This window comes from Vibrio brasiliensis LMG 20546, from assembly GCF_000189255.1.
Classification (GTDB): domain Bacteria; phylum Pseudomonadota; class Gammaproteobacteria; order Enterobacterales; family Vibrionaceae; genus Vibrio; species Vibrio brasiliensis.
Map to the genome: position 1 here is coordinate 1 of NZ_AEVS01000020.1, position 15,895 is coordinate 15,895.

General features: G+C 45.4%; 15 protein-coding genes. 12 read left to right on the forward strand and 3 right to left on the reverse strand.

The features are described 5' to 3' along the window. Positions 1–21 precede the first annotated feature (21 nt). Positions 22–303, reverse strand: coding sequence for a YeaC family protein (locus RH46_RS04220; protein WP_006878166.1), 282 nt, complete (start codon positions 301–303; stop codon positions 22–24). Positions 304–407: 104 nt separating this feature from the next. On the opposite strand from RH46_RS04220, the gene RH46_RS04225 reads away from it, so the two are divergent. Next, complete coding sequence (locus RH46_RS04225) at positions 408–1,226, forward strand: DUF2989 domain-containing protein (RefSeq protein ID WP_006878167.1); 819 nt, start codon at positions 408–410, stop codon at positions 1,224–1,226. Positions 1,227–1,283: 57 nt separating this feature from the next. On the opposite strand, the gene msrB is transcribed toward RH46_RS04225, so the two are convergent. Further along, positions 1,284–1,712, reverse strand: a complete 429-nt coding sequence (gene msrB, locus RH46_RS04230) for a peptide-methionine (R)-S-oxide reductase MsrB (RefSeq protein ID WP_086013106.1) — start codon at positions 1,710–1,712, stop codon at positions 1,284–1,286. Positions 1,713–2,023: 311 nt separating this feature from the next. Here msrB and gap point away from each other — a divergent pair, with 311 nt between their 5' ends. The 11 genes from gap (at position 2,024) to RH46_RS04285 (ending at position 13,855) form a co-directional block, all read left to right on the forward strand. Then, positions 2,024–3,019, forward strand: a complete 996-nt coding sequence (gap, locus tag RH46_RS04235; RefSeq protein ID WP_006878169.1) for a type I glyceraldehyde-3-phosphate dehydrogenase — start codon at positions 2,024–2,026, stop codon at positions 3,017–3,019. Positions 3,020–3,186: 167 nt separating this feature from the next. Next, complete coding sequence (locus RH46_RS04240; protein WP_006878170.1) at positions 3,187–4,071, forward strand: D-hexose-6-phosphate mutarotase; 885 nt, start codon at positions 3,187–3,189, stop codon at positions 4,069–4,071. Positions 4,072–4,311: 240 nt separating this feature from the next. After that, positions 4,312–6,348 (forward strand): methyl-accepting chemotaxis protein, encoded by a 2,037-nt coding sequence (locus RH46_RS04245; RefSeq protein WP_006878171.1) that lies wholly within the window; start codon positions 4,312–4,314, stop codon positions 6,346–6,348. A gap of 136 nt (positions 6,349–6,484) precedes the next feature. Beyond that, the gene (gene rlmA / locus RH46_RS04250; protein WP_006878172.1) at positions 6,485–7,315 is read left to right on the forward strand and encodes a 23S rRNA (guanine(745)-N(1))-methyltransferase; all 831 of its coding nucleotides are present in this window, start codon (positions 6,485–6,487) and stop codon (positions 7,313–7,315) included. A 76-nt stretch (positions 7,316–7,391) separates the two neighbouring features. Further along, positions 7,392–8,339, forward strand: a complete 948-nt coding sequence (locus tag RH46_RS04255; protein WP_006878173.1) for a ChaN family lipoprotein — start codon at positions 7,392–7,394, stop codon at positions 8,337–8,339. 175 nt (positions 8,340–8,514) lie between these two features. After that, complete coding sequence (locus RH46_RS04260; protein ID WP_006878174.1) at positions 8,515–8,871, forward strand: hypothetical protein; 357 nt, start codon at positions 8,515–8,517, stop codon at positions 8,869–8,871. Positions 8,872–8,991: 120 nt separating this feature from the next. Then, a complete protein-coding gene (locus RH46_RS04265; protein WP_006878175.1) occupies positions 8,992–10,884 on the forward strand; it encodes a BCCT family transporter in 1,893 nt (630 codons plus the stop codon). A 184-nt stretch (positions 10,885–11,068) separates the two neighbouring features. After that, on the forward strand, positions 11,069–12,646 hold the full coding sequence (locus RH46_RS04270; RefSeq protein ID WP_006878176.1) for an alkaline phosphatase: 1,578 nt from the start codon (positions 11,069–11,071) through the stop codon (positions 12,644–12,646). Positions 12,647–12,768: 122 nt separating this feature from the next. Further along, positions 12,769–13,083 (forward strand): ribbon-helix-helix domain-containing protein, encoded by a 315-nt coding sequence (locus RH46_RS04275; protein ID WP_006878177.1) that lies wholly within the window; start codon positions 12,769–12,771, stop codon positions 13,081–13,083. Positions 13,084–13,157: 74 nt separating this feature from the next. Next, entirely contained in the window at positions 13,158–13,553 is a 396-nt protein-coding gene (locus tag RH46_RS04280) for a VOC family protein (protein ID WP_006878178.1), read from the forward strand. An 11-nt stretch (positions 13,554–13,564) separates the two neighbouring features. Continuing rightward, positions 13,565–13,855 (forward strand): putative quinol monooxygenase, encoded by a 291-nt coding sequence (locus RH46_RS04285; protein ID WP_006878179.1) that lies wholly within the window; start codon positions 13,565–13,567, stop codon positions 13,853–13,855. 27 nt (positions 13,856–13,882) lie between these two features. Here RH46_RS04285 and RH46_RS04290 read toward each other — a convergent pair whose 3' ends face one another. After that, entirely contained in the window at positions 13,883–15,565 is a 1,683-nt protein-coding gene (locus RH46_RS04290) for a mechanosensitive ion channel family protein (RefSeq protein ID WP_040895140.1), read from the reverse strand. Between the last annotated feature and the right edge of the window lie 330 nt (positions 15,566–15,895).

The following is a 15,895-nucleotide window of genomic DNA, read 5'->3' on the forward strand; positions in this document are numbered from 1 at the left end:
TTTTTTATGTTTATCAACTAACTAATCATTCGGATTAACGCGGACAATATCTTCCTGACCGTGCTGGAATTGCTTCTTCAACTCCGCTTTTGACTTGAAGCTGATCTCACCACCCTGAGCAACCGTCATGTGCTGAGCATCTGAATTGTGTTTAGATTGATACAACATCACAGCCTGCATACAAGAATCTCGCTGCTGTTGCGAAAGTGCGTTACCCTCAGGCCACTTGCCTGTTTCTACAGCAAAAAGTAGACGCTCATATGCCTCGGGTGTGATGGCGTTAATTAACTGCTCTGCGTCCATGGTATATCCTATAATCAATCAAGATAGACGAACATTAACTGGCTGGGAGCTTGAGTCAAGGCAACTGCTAATAATAAGCGTAACGGATCACAAGCAATAATAATATGAAACTAACAAATGTCCTCACCCTACTGAGCGCCAGTATTGCTCTTAGCGGGTGTTTCGAAGGTAACAAGAACACTGAGCAGCTTTGCAATGACAACCCTGCACTTCAGTGTGAAAGGCTTAATGTGGGTGACGGTCAGTGCCGAGTACCTCGTACTGATCTCATTTGGCATCGTTTTGAAGTTCTGAAAAACCCTAGCGACGATAATTACATCAAAGAGTACATGCTACTTGCCGAGTATAAAAAGTGCCTCGAGTTGGCGTCACAAATTCAGCCTATTGATCAATCTGGGCTGAAGCAACGCCGCTTTGATGCTTTGATTAATTCAGGTCAGGACCTTGAGACCATAGTGGCTCGCCTGGAAAAATCACAATCTCCGCAATCGCTCTACTTCCTTTGGAGTCAAACCGGCAGCGATCAAGCCAGACGTTCATTTTTGCAACTCGAAGGGACTCAGGCTCTGGAAAGTGCCGAGATGCAATATGCGCTTGCCACCTTCTACACCAGCCGTGACCAGGCCAAAACACGCCAATTATTACTCCATGCTCTAGAGTTGACCAAACGTGGCGGTGTTAACACGGAGATCTTTAAATCTCTGGCGAGTACCACCTATCGTCTCGGCATGAAAGAGGAAGCCTATATCTGGACTATGGTTGCACAAAGGTTTGAGGTACCTATCGCGTCACAAAGCGAACTTCAGTTGCTGTACGGCTTTGATAGCAGTACCTACCAACAGTTAGACGATATTGCAGAGAAAGTTGAAGAGATGATAGATAGTGGCTCCTTTAATGTATCGGTGATACCAAGATTCAAATAGAAGCCAACCATCTATTGTAAGGATAAAACAAACAGCGGTGATTAATTCACCGCTTTTTTATGAATTGTTGAAAATTAACGACACTGAATTAACGCAGAATCTTTCACCTGTCGTTTGCGGACCATCCGGAAAAACGTGACCCAAGTGGCTATCACAAGCTGCGCACCTAATCTCAGTTCTCACCATTCCGTGACTAAGATCTTCTAAATAGCGAATAGCCTCATTATTGACAGGGGCATCAAAGCTCGGCCAGCCACAGCCAGAGTCATACTTGTTATCAGAGGTAAACAGCGGGGCCTGACAACAGGTACAGGCGTAGATACCTGTTTGTTTATTATGAAGTAACTTGCCAGAGAACGGCGCTTCTGTCCCCTGCTCCCGACATACACGATACTCCTCATTGGAGAGCGTCTCACGCCAGTATTCATCAGGCTTCACAACCTTTTCTATCTTATGTTTCACGGACTTAAATCTCCACATTCTCATTTTTTATTATGACTTTTTTCGCGAAAAACTTGCGAACAATAACCTTTGTAGCACATACTTTGAGACCATAACAGGATGGTTAAACTTTCAGCAGCGCTGTCAACATCTGAACTATTTTACGTCAACTGGTTAGGGAAAAAACCAGTAATCCGTTCAAAACATAACCATTTGCGACTAATTGTGAAAAAAAGCGACGCTTTTTTTTGACTTTAAACAAGTTAAGTCCGATTATCTGTTGCAGATTTTGACTGGATTCTGTAATTTTACTACCAGTTATCTTTAATCAGAAATTAAGTTGTGGAGCAACTATAATGACTATCAAAGTAGGTATTAACGGTTTTGGCCGTATCGGTCGTTTCGTATTCCGTGCAGCGCAAGAGCGCGCAGACATCGAAGTAGTAGGTATCAACGATCTTATCGATGTAGACTACATGGCATACATGCTTAAGTACGACTCAACTCACGGCCGTTTCAACGGTACTGTTGAAGTTGAAGGTGGTAACCTAATCGTTAACGGTAAGACTGTACGTGTTACTGCTGAGCGTAACCCAGAAGATCTTAAGTGGGACGAAATCGGTGTTGACGTTGTAGCTGAAGCTACTGGTCTTTTCCTAACAGACGAGACTGCACGTAAGCACATCACAGCTGGCGCTAAGAAAGTTGTTCTAACTGGTCCTTCTAAAGACGCGACTCCAATGTTCGTAATGGGTGTTAACCACTCTACTTACGAAGGTCAAGACATCGTTTCTAACGCTTCTTGTACTACTAACTGTCTAGCACCTGTTGCTAAAGTTCTTAACGACAAGTTCGGTATCGTTTCTGGTCTTATGACTACAGTTCACGCTACTACAGCGACTCAAAAAACTGTAGACGGTCCTTCTGCTAAAGACTGGCGCGGTGGTCGTGGTGCTTCTCAGAACATCATCCCATCTTCAACTGGTGCTGCTAAAGCTGTAGGCGTTGTTCTTCCAGAACTAAACGGCAAACTAACTGGTATGGCTTTCCGCGTACCAACAGCTAACGTTTCTGTAGTTGACCTAACAGTTAACCTAGAGAAAGGCGCATCTTACGAAGCTATCTGTGCAGCAATGAAAGAAGCTTCTGAAGGCGAACTAAAAGGCGTTCTAGGCTACACTGAAGACCAAGTTGTTTCTCAAGACTTCATCGGTGAAGTTCAAACTTCAGTATTCGATGCTAAAGCTGGTATCGCTCTAACTGATAACTTCGTTAAAGTTGTATCTTGGTACGACAACGAAATCGGTTACTCAAACAAAGTTCTAGACCTAATCGCTCACATCTCTAAGTAATCTCTACTTAGAAAGCGTTTAGCGAAGAATTTCGTTAAAGAAAAGGCGGCTCTTGAGTCGCCTTTTTAGTATCTGTTGGTTTGATAATGCCATTGGGGTTACACCCACTTGTTCATTGCAACCCTAGTGAACAATTGAATGTAATTTCTCTAATCAGGGACAATAGAATGAATTTAACTCAATTACCTGCTTTAACCGTTCTTTCCGATAACGTCACTATCGTTGAAAAAGACAAGGTTAAAATCGTTCGCATAATTCATGATAAAGCCACTGCGGGTATTGCACTGCACGGTGGTCATGTTGTTTCGTTTCAACCTGCAGGTCAGCCAGAGCTAATCTGGATGAGCGAAGAGGCTATCTTTGACGGTAGCGCTGCACTACGTGGCGGCATTCCTGTCTGCTGGCCTTGGTTTGGCCGCATTGCAGCACCCGCTCATGGCTTTGCCCGTTCGTCTCAATGGCAACTCATTGAGCATAGAGAAAATGAACAAGGCGTAATCGTTGAGCTGGGTCTTTGTGATAGCGAAGAGACTCACGCAATTTGGCCGAATAAGTTCGATGCTCGCCTTATCGTTGAAGTGAAGGAACAGCTCACAGTCACTCTGAAGGTAACCAACACCGACGATAAAGCCTGGCTGTTCTCCGGTGCCCTGCACACTTATCTTAATCTGGGTGATATTACTCAGGCAGAGACCAAAGGTATGGGTTCTGAGTACATTGATAGCCTTCAATCAGGCAAACTTTGTACGGGTGGTGAAGTATTGAAACTGACCGACACAATTGATCGGGTTTACACTAAGCCGGAAGCAGAAATTCGCGTTCAAGATCCAGTGTTTAGCCGCACAATTAAAATCGAGAACGAGGGCCATAATTCAGCAGTGCTTTGGAACCCGTGGGCCGCTGGTGCGCAATCAATGGCAGATATGTCAGATGAAGGTTACAAAACTTTCTTGTGTGTCGAATCAACCCTTCACGCACCTTCTCTTGAGCAAGGTAAACAACTCATGCCAGGTGAAGTTCATCACTTGGTTACCACTATTTCAGCAAACTAACCTCTGTGTCGCAGGCGTTTTTCCTGCGACATTCTTTTTCTTCGAAATCAATTCTTCTTTTCTGCGGTCTTTCTAATCAGTTGTGAACAGACTTTGTAACTAATTGTTTAAGTTATCACTTAAATGATTAATATGAATCAAATTCAAATTACACATAACTCATTACTATTGTTGCTTCACTTGCTGCACAACAGATCACATTTGAACCATAACAAAGTCTTTAAGACGGGATCATAAAAGATGCTAGAAAAACTTAAAAACCAAAGCGTAGGCTTCCAGCTTAAGTTAGTGATATTACTATGTTTACTGGTTTCATTCGCTGGCACGGCAACACTGGTATACCGAAATGCCTCAAATGTGTTGCTAGACACAACGTTAAAAGGTCACCAATCTGAAGTCGAAGCGATGGCAATGACTATCGCTGGACAATTTGATGCTTACCTTCACACAGCCAAGGTGCTTGAGTCGACGTTTAGAAATGGCTATTTAGCGGGCGTCTATGTCGAAGACTATAACGTCGATTTTAATGGCAAATCACTACCGAATATTACCCAATACGGCGAAAGCCTGATTGGTGATACCAAACTGGTTGATAGCTTTACCCGTGATACTGGCGCCGTTGCCACTCTATTCGCACCTTTAAACGGCGATTTCGTTCGCGTGTCGACTTCTCTGAAAAACCCTTCCGGTCAACGTGTCGTTGGCACCACATTGGGTAAAAACCATCCAGGCTACCGCCAACTTATCAGCGGTCAACCTTACTATGCACAAGTGAAGCTATTTGGTGATAGCTACATCACCTACTATGCGCCAATTAAGGATGCATCAGGTAAAGTTAACGGTATCTCTTTCATTGGCTTACCTGTCGAGCAGGCAACACAAGATTTGTATAAATCGCTGAGTTCAATCACATGGGGTGATACCGGATACACGATTGTGGTTGATAACCGCGAAGACAATTTAGGTAAATATCTCCTTCACCCTGTCCATGACGAGAATGCGCCTTCAATCATCGAAGTGAGTGACTACGATGGTAACAAACCTTTCCATCAGATTTTCGAGCAAGAGAGTGGGCTAATTCGCTACCCTTATGAATATCAGGGTACAGTTGGTGAAAAATACCTTGTCTACACGGAAGTACCGGGCTGGAACTGGAAACTCCTTGGCGGAACCTTCATTAAAGAAGTCACCAAGGGTAGTGACACTTTACTCAAGCTGATTATTACTATCGCAACAGTGGTTGCTATCATCACCTTCATCATCCTGACGGTTTTCCTTAACCGCAATCTTAAGCCGTTAACGGTACTGAATGGCTATATGACTCGTTTAGCGAAAGGTGAAGTCAGTCTTGATATTCCTTCGACAGGTAAAGCGTCGAAAAACGAAATCATCAACCTGAGTAACGGCGTAGCCAATATGGCCACCCAGTTAAACACCTTGGTTGGAGAAATCCGTTCCACCAGCGATTCTGTTCAGCAAGCGTCACAGAGCGTTTCTGGCGATGCACAACGTAATCTGAGCCAGTCAGACCTTCAGCAGCAACAAGTCGAGCAAGTGGCTACCGCAATCGAAGAGATGGCCTCTTCGGCGCAGGCAGTTGCTCAGCAAGTAGAAGCGATTGCAGAAAATGTTCGTCTAACCAATCAGGATAGTCAGTCAGGACTTGAGGTCGTTGAAAATGTTTGTATCGATGTCGCTCAGTTAAACGATCAGTTAGACAACTCAGCTAAAGCAATAGAACAAGTGAACTCGGATAGCGAAGCGATCCAGACCGTCACTAAGATGATCGATGAGATTGCAGAGCAAACTAACCTGCTGGCACTGAACGCGGCGATCGAAGCAGCTCGTGCTGGCGAACAAGGACGTGGTTTTGCCGTTGTTGCTGATGAAGTTCGTACCCTAGCCCATCGAACTCAAACGTCGGTTCAGGATGTTGTGACTATCATTGAACAGCTTAAGAGCTCAACCAATAACGCCGTTCAACTGATGTCACAAAGCCAGGTCAATGCTAATCAGGTTCTGGATAAGGCTCAGGAAGCTGGCGTAGCGCTTGAAGCTATCGCGTCTCAGGTTCAGTCAATCGCTGGACAAGCAGATACTATTGCCGCCACTTCAGAAGAACAGGCTAACGTATCGCAAGAGATTGCGACGAATGCCAACTCGATCAGTGAGTTAAATCGAGAAAGCCGTGAAACGAGCGCCAAAACGACGGAAAGTGCTGAGCATCTGATCAAACAAGCTGCTTCGCTCAAACAGCAAGTAGACTTCTTCCACTAACAAGGGTCTATAACAGCTCATTCTCTAACCCTAAGGGCAACGCTGGTGTGTTGCCCTTATTCATATCCGCTCACCGCTAGTCTGCTGCTGTGCTTCCTGATAAACTTCGCCCACTCAGTTTCGATTAGAGCCATTTATGTCTTACACCTGTCCTTTATGTCACCAAACTCTTTCACGCAACGAGCGTACTTTTCGCTGTGAGAACAATCATGCATTTGATCTGGCCAAAGAAGGTTACCTCAACCTGATGCCAGTCCAGCATAAGCGTTCTAAAGATCCCGGTGATAACAAGGAAATGATGCAGGCTCGCCGACGCTTTCTGGAGAAAGACCACTATCAACCGCTCAAACAGCGAGTGGCAGCTCTGATTTCGGAACTACTGATCAACAGCGAACACCGCCTGTTGGATATTGGTTGTGGCGAAGGCTATTACACGACAGAAGTATCTGATGCTCTGACTCAACAGAACGCGAATTCCGTCACTTATGGATTAGACATCTCGAAAGTTGCCATTCGCTATGCGGCAAAGCGCTACCCGAATTGCCACTTCTCTGTTGCCTCCAGCCACAGGTTGCCATTTGCTGAACAAAGCCTGGACGCAATTTTACGTATTTACGCTCCGTGCAATGCTCAGGAGCTAAATCGCGTCATCGCTGATAAGGGTATCGTCGTCACGGTGACCCCCGCGGGTCGCCATTTGTACCAACTCCGCGATGAAATCTATCCTGACGTGCGGTTACATAGTGAAGAGGCAGAATCGATTGAAGGCTTCGCTCTAGAGCACGAGGAGAAACTAAGCTATATGATGCAACTGAGCGATGGTGATGGCTTCGACCTGCTGCAGATGACTCCGTTCGCCTGGAAAGCAAATGAAGAGCTTAAGCAAAGACTAAAATCAGCTACACTTTTTCAATGTGAGGCTGACTTTATGATTCGTGTTTATCGCAAGCAACAAACCCAAAATTGAGAACCATTCTCGTTTTCATTGAGTTCACCGACAGTCTCCATTACTATTGCCGCTCAGTTTAATGGAGGCTGTTATCATGACCCGGTTGATTGGCGTACTTTTTAGTTGTCTAGCCCTTAGCGCTTGCTCATCAGGCGTTCACTCTTCTGACCAGCAAAAAGTCACCACTTTCTACGATTACCAACTTTACACACCGGCTAACCAGCCCATTTCAGTTAGCTCACTACCAACGGTACTGACTGATGCCGATGTGATATTAATCGGCGAATGGCACACCCATAGCGCAATTCATCGTTTTCAAACCGACATAGTTAAACAGCTTGTGTTGGACAATCCGCAACTTGCCCTTTCAATGGAGCAATTTTCACGGGACAAACAATCCGTCATCGATGCGTATCTCAATGGTGAAATTGGCGAGCAGACTCTGATCAAAACTGGCAACGGCTGGCCAAACTATGAAAGTGATTATCGACCTCTGATCGAATTAGCAAAGGCGAACTCAATGCAAGTCCTGGCCGCTAACGCTCCTAAACCCATCGTGCGCTGTATTGGCCGTCAAGGTATAGCTTATCTGGATAAACTCGATGCTGACGACAGAGCCTATCTGGCACGAAACGTAGAGACAGGTCCAAGCCGATATAAAGACAAGTTTATGGCATCGATGCATCATGGTAAGCCAGAGCAGACCGAGCGTCAGTTCGCCGCGCAGGTCACTTGGGATGAGACCATGGCCGAATCGATTACTGATTACATTCGTCACCATCCCGATCATCAGGTCGTGCATATCGCAGGTAAATTCCACACCGAGCAAGGGCTGGGGATCAAAACGTCAATCTTACGCAGAATGCCCGAGCTCAACGTGGTTGTGATTACTCCCACCAGTGAACCTGCATCCGTCAACTCTGACAATGAAGATTATCTACTTCAGGTACTAGCGCCTCCGGTACGCTATGTAAAACAAGAGAATCGCATCGCGGCATACCACCACTTAACCAAGAGAAACGACAGCCTTAGCTGCAAGTAGGCATCGATTTTGCTCTTCATACCCAGCCTGGTGATGCATTGTTAAAAAGTATTAACGAGATAATAACTAGGCACGGTTTATGCTTGGTCTTTTTTCATACAAATTTTGCATATTGTGCACAAGTTTTTCATCAAGCAGCCGATATATTGTCTGAGGATGATGTAAGGAGATCATTATGACCCCAGTAGGAATGGAGCCAGCTAAGCTGTCCCCTACCCAGCAGGTAAAACCTCAAGCCAATGCAGCAAATACTACTTCTGGTCCTGCTCCTCTTAAGGTTGAGCAAAATAAAGTGACTCTTTCTGAGGAAGGAAAGGCACTGCTTGCCGCATTGCAGGAAATAGAGAAAGAAGGCGTTCAGGCGAAGGACGAAAACAAATCGGTCGGGGATAAAGTGGAGTCGTTTGCTCACGGCGCACTAGGTATGGACCACCCAGACAAGATTGAAGAAGAGGAAGACGGTTCATATTCTGCGGGGCAATATCTTTCCGCAGCGGCAACCGTTGGAGGCATTCTACTGGCTCTCATTTAATTGTGTGCCAGTAGAGACGTTTTCTATCAACGCCTTTACTCATGTCGACAAATAACTTCGTTTGTCGATAAAAGCACAGCGAATCCATAATTAAGGTACTCATAATTATGGAAATCAACTGTGCGCAACTCATTTTCACTTATTGATAAACCGACTTTTTTCGGTGCTATCGCCCTCCTTCTTGCGATTGTCTTTCCTTTGATCTTATTCCCTCAACAAGGGGCAGATTGGATTGCTGTAGCAAAAACATTTATGACCGATAAACTCGGTTTCCTCTACCTGGCCCTTGGCCTAGGTGCTTTTTTCTTCATGATCTATGTCGTTTTCAGTGACATGGGACAAATCAAACTGGGCGACCCGGACGAAGAACCAGAATTTGCCACTGCGTCATGGGCGGCAATGCTGTTCTGTGGTGGTATCGGCGCCAGTATCCTCTATTGGGGCTGCATCGAGTGGGCTTATTACTACCAGTCTCCGCCGTTCCAACTGGAACCAGGTAGCGAAGAAGCCGTTCGCTGGGCTGCCACCTACGGTCTTTTCCACTGGGGACCAATCGCTTGGGCAATTTACCTAATCCCTGCCCTGCCAATCGCTTACTTCTTCTATGTTCGCAAACAACCAGTATTGAAAGTATCCAGCGCACTAATGCCGGTATTAGGCGAAGAGCGCACCAAAGGCGCTGCTGGTAAAATCGTTGATGTGCTGTTTATCTTCGGCCTGTTAGGTGGTGCGGCAACGACACTAGGCTTAGCAGCCCCGCTTATTGGTGAAGGCCTAAACTTCCTGTTCGGTATTCCACAAACCACATTTAGCCAGATTGTTGTATTGCTTATCTGTACCGCAATTTTTGCCTACTCTTCTTACGCCGGTATGGAGAAAGGGATTAAGGTGCTGAGTAACATCAACTTCTGGGGTGCGATGGGTCTGCTCGCTTTCGTCCTTGCAGCAGGACCGACCATTTTCATGCTGGAAACGGGCTTAGACTCAATCGGTCGCATGTTGTCCAATTTCTTTGTTATGGCGACCTGGGCTGAACCATTCGGTGGTTACGGTACCTTTGATAATACCCACTTCCCACAAGACTGGACCATTTTCTACTGGGCTTGGTGGTTAGTATTCGCTCCTAGTATGGGTCTGTTCGTGGCACGTATTTCTCGCGGTCGTACGATTAAACAGATGGTTTCAGGCTCGATTTTCTTTGGCTCTATGGGCTGTTTCCTGTTCTTTATGATTCTCGGCAACTATGGTCTGTCACTGCAGCTATCAGGAGAGCTGGATGTAGTCGGTATTCTTAATAGTGAAGGCGCAACCAAAGCGATCTTCTCTATGTTGAGTTCACTGCCAATGGGCACCGCGGTTATCGCCGTGTTCACGATTCTGTGTATTATCTTCACCGCAACAACGTTTGACTCTATTTCATACATTCTGGCTTCAGTAGTTCAAAACAATGTCACTGAAGAGCCAATGCGTTGGAACCGTATGTTCTGGGCTTTCACTCTGTCATTCCTGCCAACGGTACTGATGTTCCTGGGTGGCTTAAGTACACTACAAACTGCTGCGATTGTTGGCGGTCTGCCACTACTTGGTATCTCTGTGATGTTGATGATTTCAGCGGTTCGCGCTACCAGCCTCGATCTACGTCATCAGGAAGATTATGTTGAGCCGACAATCAACATCGAAGACCTGCCAGAAATGGATCCTTGGTCTTCTGAAGGTATGGCATTAGCGCGTTTTGAACGTAGTCGTGATGCAGCGCAAGAAGCAGCTGAGCTAGAACGTGAAGCGCTTGCTAACGTGATGAAAGTGAAAAAACGTATTCGCGCATTCGCATTAGAACATGATGGAGAAGAAGAGTTCTCAGACCATCATCTCCCTCAAGAACTGCAAGATGAGCTTCAAAGTGCGCTTGATGCAGTATCAAAGGCTCAGGATGCCAAAGTTGCAGCGTCAGAGCAGGCTCAGAATGCTCGCAGTGAATTCAATCTGGCTGTCGTCAATGCAGCAGCAAACTAGACCGATTCTTTAGTCATTGCTTTTCTCCTTCCTTAAGTCAAAGCTCACCGTTTTGTGAGCTTTTTTTATTGCTGTGGTCAAAATCGAATAAAAGCTCAATTTTATATTTATGCAATAAATGTGAAACATCTCTGCCATAAATCGGTGTTTTAATCGTGTCGCTTTTAGAAATAAGGACAATGCAATGAAGCACTTAACTAAACCTATTATTGCCGCTGTAGCCACTTCTGCTCTCTCTTTTAACGCACTTTCTGCAGAAATCAAAAACGTTATCCTGATGATTGGTGACGGCATGGGTCCGCAACAGGTTGGTCTGCTAGAAACATACGCAAACCAGGCGCCTAACTCAATTTACAAAGGCAATACAACGGCCCTTTATAAGCTGGCACAGGAAGGTGTGATAGGTTCTTCACTCACTCATCCAGAAGACGCAATAGTTGTCGATTCAGCCTGTTCAGCAACGATGCTGGCTACTGGTATTTACACGGGTTCTGAAGTCATTGGTGTCGACTCACAAGGCAACCATGTTGAGACTGTATTAGAACAAGCCAAACGCGTTGGTAAAGCGACAGGTTTAGTTTCGGATACTCGCATGACCCATGCGACTCCGGCTGCATTTGCAGCTCATCAGCCGCATCGTTCATTAGAGAACGATATCGCTGCCGATATGCTAGAGACTAGCGTCGATGTGATGTTGTCTGGTGGCCTGCGTCACTGGATCCCGAAATCAACCAACGAAAAAGGCGCTACCTACAAGGCTCTGGAAACACTCACTCAAGGTGACGTTTACCTGAAATCTAAGCGTAAAGACGAGCGTAACCTGATTACCGAAGCAAAAGATGACGGCTACCAGCTGGCATTTAACCGCACCATGATGGATAAAGCTGACGGTGACAAACTACTTGGCCTGTTCGCGTACTCAGGCATGGATGATGGTATTGCGTACAGCAACAGCAAAGACAGTGTTGAACGCACTCAGCCAAGCCTAAAAGAGATGACTGATAAAGCGCTTAGCATCTTGTCAAAAGACAAAGATGGCTTCTTCCTTATGGTTGAGGGTGGTCAGATCGACTGGGCTGGTCACAGCAACGATGCCGGTACTATGCTGCATGAAATGATCAAATTCGATGAAGCAGTACAGTCTGTTTATGAGTGGGCACAAGGTCGTGACGACACGCTAATCATTGTTACCGCAGACCACGAAACTGGCTCATTCGGCTTTAGTTACTCATCGAAAGATTTACCAAAGCCGCAAAAACGTTCCGGTGAAGCATTTACTAAGCGCGATTACGCACCTAACTTTAACTTTGGTGCCTTTGATATTCTTGATGGCCTCTACAATCAGAAACAGAGCTACTATGGCATGATCAGCGAGTTCCAGAAACTGGACAAAGCGCAACAAACACCAGAGAAGCTAGCAGAGATCGTGAATAGCAATAGCGAATTCCCAATCACAGCCGAGCAAGCGAAAAACGTCCTAGCGAGTAAACCAAATCCCTACCGTTTGGCGCAGCATAAGTACTTAGCTGAAGAACAGGTTCCGGCGATTAATGATTTTGACGCTTTCTTCCCTTACAACGACCGCGGCAACCTACTTGCACGTGAACAGGCAACGGGGCAAAACATCGTTTGGGGTACAGGTACACATACTCATACACCAGTGAATGTGTTTGCCTGGGGACCAGCAGATAAGATTCTGCCAGTGTCGAAAATCATGCACCACTCAGAGCTAGGTGAGTTCATTAAACAACAAGTGAAATAACACGATTAATTAAAACTCGCACTACTTAGCGCCCTTCGGGGCGTTTTTTATCCTTGGCGAAAATTGACTCTCACCACTGAAGCAGTTAAAAATGTCCGTTTTCCCTGCTCAGGCCGTCATTTATGTGTGAAATATTCTCTCAGCAACCTCAGGAAAACTACCAAACTATTGCCCGCTCTATCCGGATTGATGGTCATGCTACCAGCATCAAGCTAGAAGCGAGTTTTTGGCAAATCCTCGAAGAGATCGCCGAACAACAAGATCTGACATTAGCTCGCTTCATCAGCACTATTCATAATGAAGCCTTGCAACACAATGGCGAGATTAACAACTTCACCTCACTATTGCGCTGCGCCTGCCTGATTTATCTTCGCCATCCTGACAACGTGATGGAGATGGTTAAACAACAACTGAACCAGCACGGACAAAAAATCTAGCCTGTCGTACTCCGGTACTACCAAACCGCTCCCACCTGCCTCTAAGCTTGCAGCATCAAGATTAAGAGGTAGTTATGACAAAACTTATTCACTCCATGGTCAGGGTTAAAGACCTTGACCAGTCGATCTCATTCTATCGTCAAGCCCTTGAGTTAGAGGTCAAAGATCAGTTTGTATTTGATGGCTTTAGCTTAACTTATCTGGCTAACACAGAAACTGGTTTCGAACTCGAACTGACACATAACCATGACCAACAAGAAGCATATAGCCATGGTAGTGGTTATGGTCACCTTGCCGTCAGTGTAGAGAATATAGAGCAGGCACATCGACGCATTACCGAACTAGGTATTGAAGCCTCTGATGTCAAAGCCTTTGACCACAACGGCACTCACTTCGCCACTTTCTTTTTTATTACTGACCCTGATGGATACAAGATTGAATTCCTTCAGCGTCAAGGCCGTTACTTATAAAGGGAATCACCATGATTAATCTCACCGCCGAATTCAACGCTAAGTCAGGTTCAGAGCAACATCTGTTGTCACTACTGACTGCACTTATTGAACCAACACGTAACGAACCCGGCTGCATCTCATATCGCTTACTTCAGGATAGTAAGGTCGCAGGTCGTTTCGTTTTTCAGGAGCAGTTTGCCGACCAGTCAGCTTTCGACTTCCATTGTCAGCAGCCTTACTTTCAGCATTTGATTAGTCAGCTGGACGGCGTGTTAGCTGAAGAGCCGACGATTACTTTCTTTGAAGAGATAGAAGCATAAAAAAGAGCGCCTGATGGCGCTCTCTGTTTATTCTTGATTAAGCTGGTTCTCTTTGACCATATGCAAGTGAACATCCTGTTGAGGGAAAGGAATGGAAATCCCTTCGCGGTCAAACCTTAACTTGACCTCTTTGGTCACATCCCAGTAAACATCCCAATAATCATCGGTTTTTACCCATGGGCGAACAATAAAGTCGACCGACGAAGTATTTAGGGTATGAACTTTGATATTTGGCTCAGGAGAGCGTAGCACTGCTGGGTGAGCCGTCACAATCTCAGTCAACACACGCTCAGCTTTGAGCAGGTCATCGCCATAACCAATACCAAACACCATATCTACCCTGCGCAGACGTTCATGGGTAACGTTTTTAATCACATCGCCCCAAATCTTACTGTTCGGAATAATGATGATCTGGTTATCAAAGGTTTTGATCGTTGTATTGACCAGGCTCATGTGGCTTACCTTACCATCCACGCCTCCGGCAAAGACAAAATCACCGACATCAAATGGACGGTAAATTAGCAGCATCATACCCGCAGCAAAGTTGGATAAGGTATCTTGCAAGGCGAAACCGATAATGACACCAGCAATACCGAAACCAGTTAGTACAGGCGCTAAGTTAAGGCCAATTTGCGACAAAGCAACCAGTATACCGATCACCCAGACAATATTGCCCGACATGCCGACGAAGAAGTCCTGCATCAATTGAGAAAGCTTAAGGTTCTTCGACACCACGGTTTTACTGACCACCTTACGAGTCAGCTTCGCCATCATCTTGGTTGCAAGTAGCAATAGCGAAAAGATGAATAGCTGGAACAGATGCTGTGGTGCATTGTTGGCTAACCAATCCCAGATATTGGTCGACCAATGGGAAATAATAGAAATCAGCACCTGACCATCAAATAGATCCTGAGTGATACTCCCGGTCACTTCAAACATCAGGCGTTTGTATTCCGAGGTATTGATATCCAGCTGGTCAGCGATAGAAATCAGAGAGCTGAGACTTTCAACCGCAATTGACATGCGCTGCTTAATCACCAGTTGCGACAACTGAAGCGATGACTTCTCTGATTCAGGGCTTGCAGATAACTGCTTGCCAACCACACCAATCTGTTGATTGAAATACTCAACCGAGGCCGAGATAAGACGGAGTCGCTTACTGACTAGATCACGAAAGCTTGCCGTAGCGGCGGTTTCATCTACACCGAGCTTGCTGAGCCATTCAATGTTCTGCCAGCTTGACTCAATGACATTATCAAAATAGTGCTGTAACTCTTGGTAATCATTGAGCAAGGTGAGGCGTTCCTCATCTTTGGCACCATTAATCTTCTCATTGAGATCTTTGATTTTTCCCTCAAGATAAGTAGTCGCACCTTGTGAGTAGTTCTGCTGCATCTCGACCTGAGTGATCAAGGTCTGTTTTGGCAGTGACTGACGATCAATCGCATTTTCCAGCGCCGACCTTAGTTCCTCATTTTTTTGAAATAACTTTAATTGCAGCGCATCCTTTTCCTGACCACTGCTCGTTAGCAAAGCATCAGATAACTCTTTTAAATCTAAGTTAATTCTTTCCAGAGTTCGCTCTGTTTTTGACGGAGCAACAGGTTGTGATTCATCTGATGCATGCACAACGAAGCTCGCTGACGCACTCATCAGCACAATGAGTCCCAACAAGGAACACAACCAAATACGACTAGCTAGATGTCTCATTAGCACCTCAACCATTAAGCCTTTGTTTCTCTTATAGATAGCCTATAAGTGTACACCACTTACAGCCAAACACTGCTTATTAATCGTCAGCGATAAGTAAATAGTAAAGCAGCCACAAAACACGGCTAAAAGCGATTTCAGCCTAAGCCAGTTCGCTCAAATTTGCGCAATCTCTAACCCTATCATTTGTTCAATTTTCAATTTTGGTACACTTGTTGCTTCCGGGCAACTTCTTGCTTGAGTTGAGCAAGATCTTGCTCGAACCGAGCAAAAAGTTGCTCGGCATGTATATTATTAAACGCTTAAATTATTGAAATATATAGCTTTTAA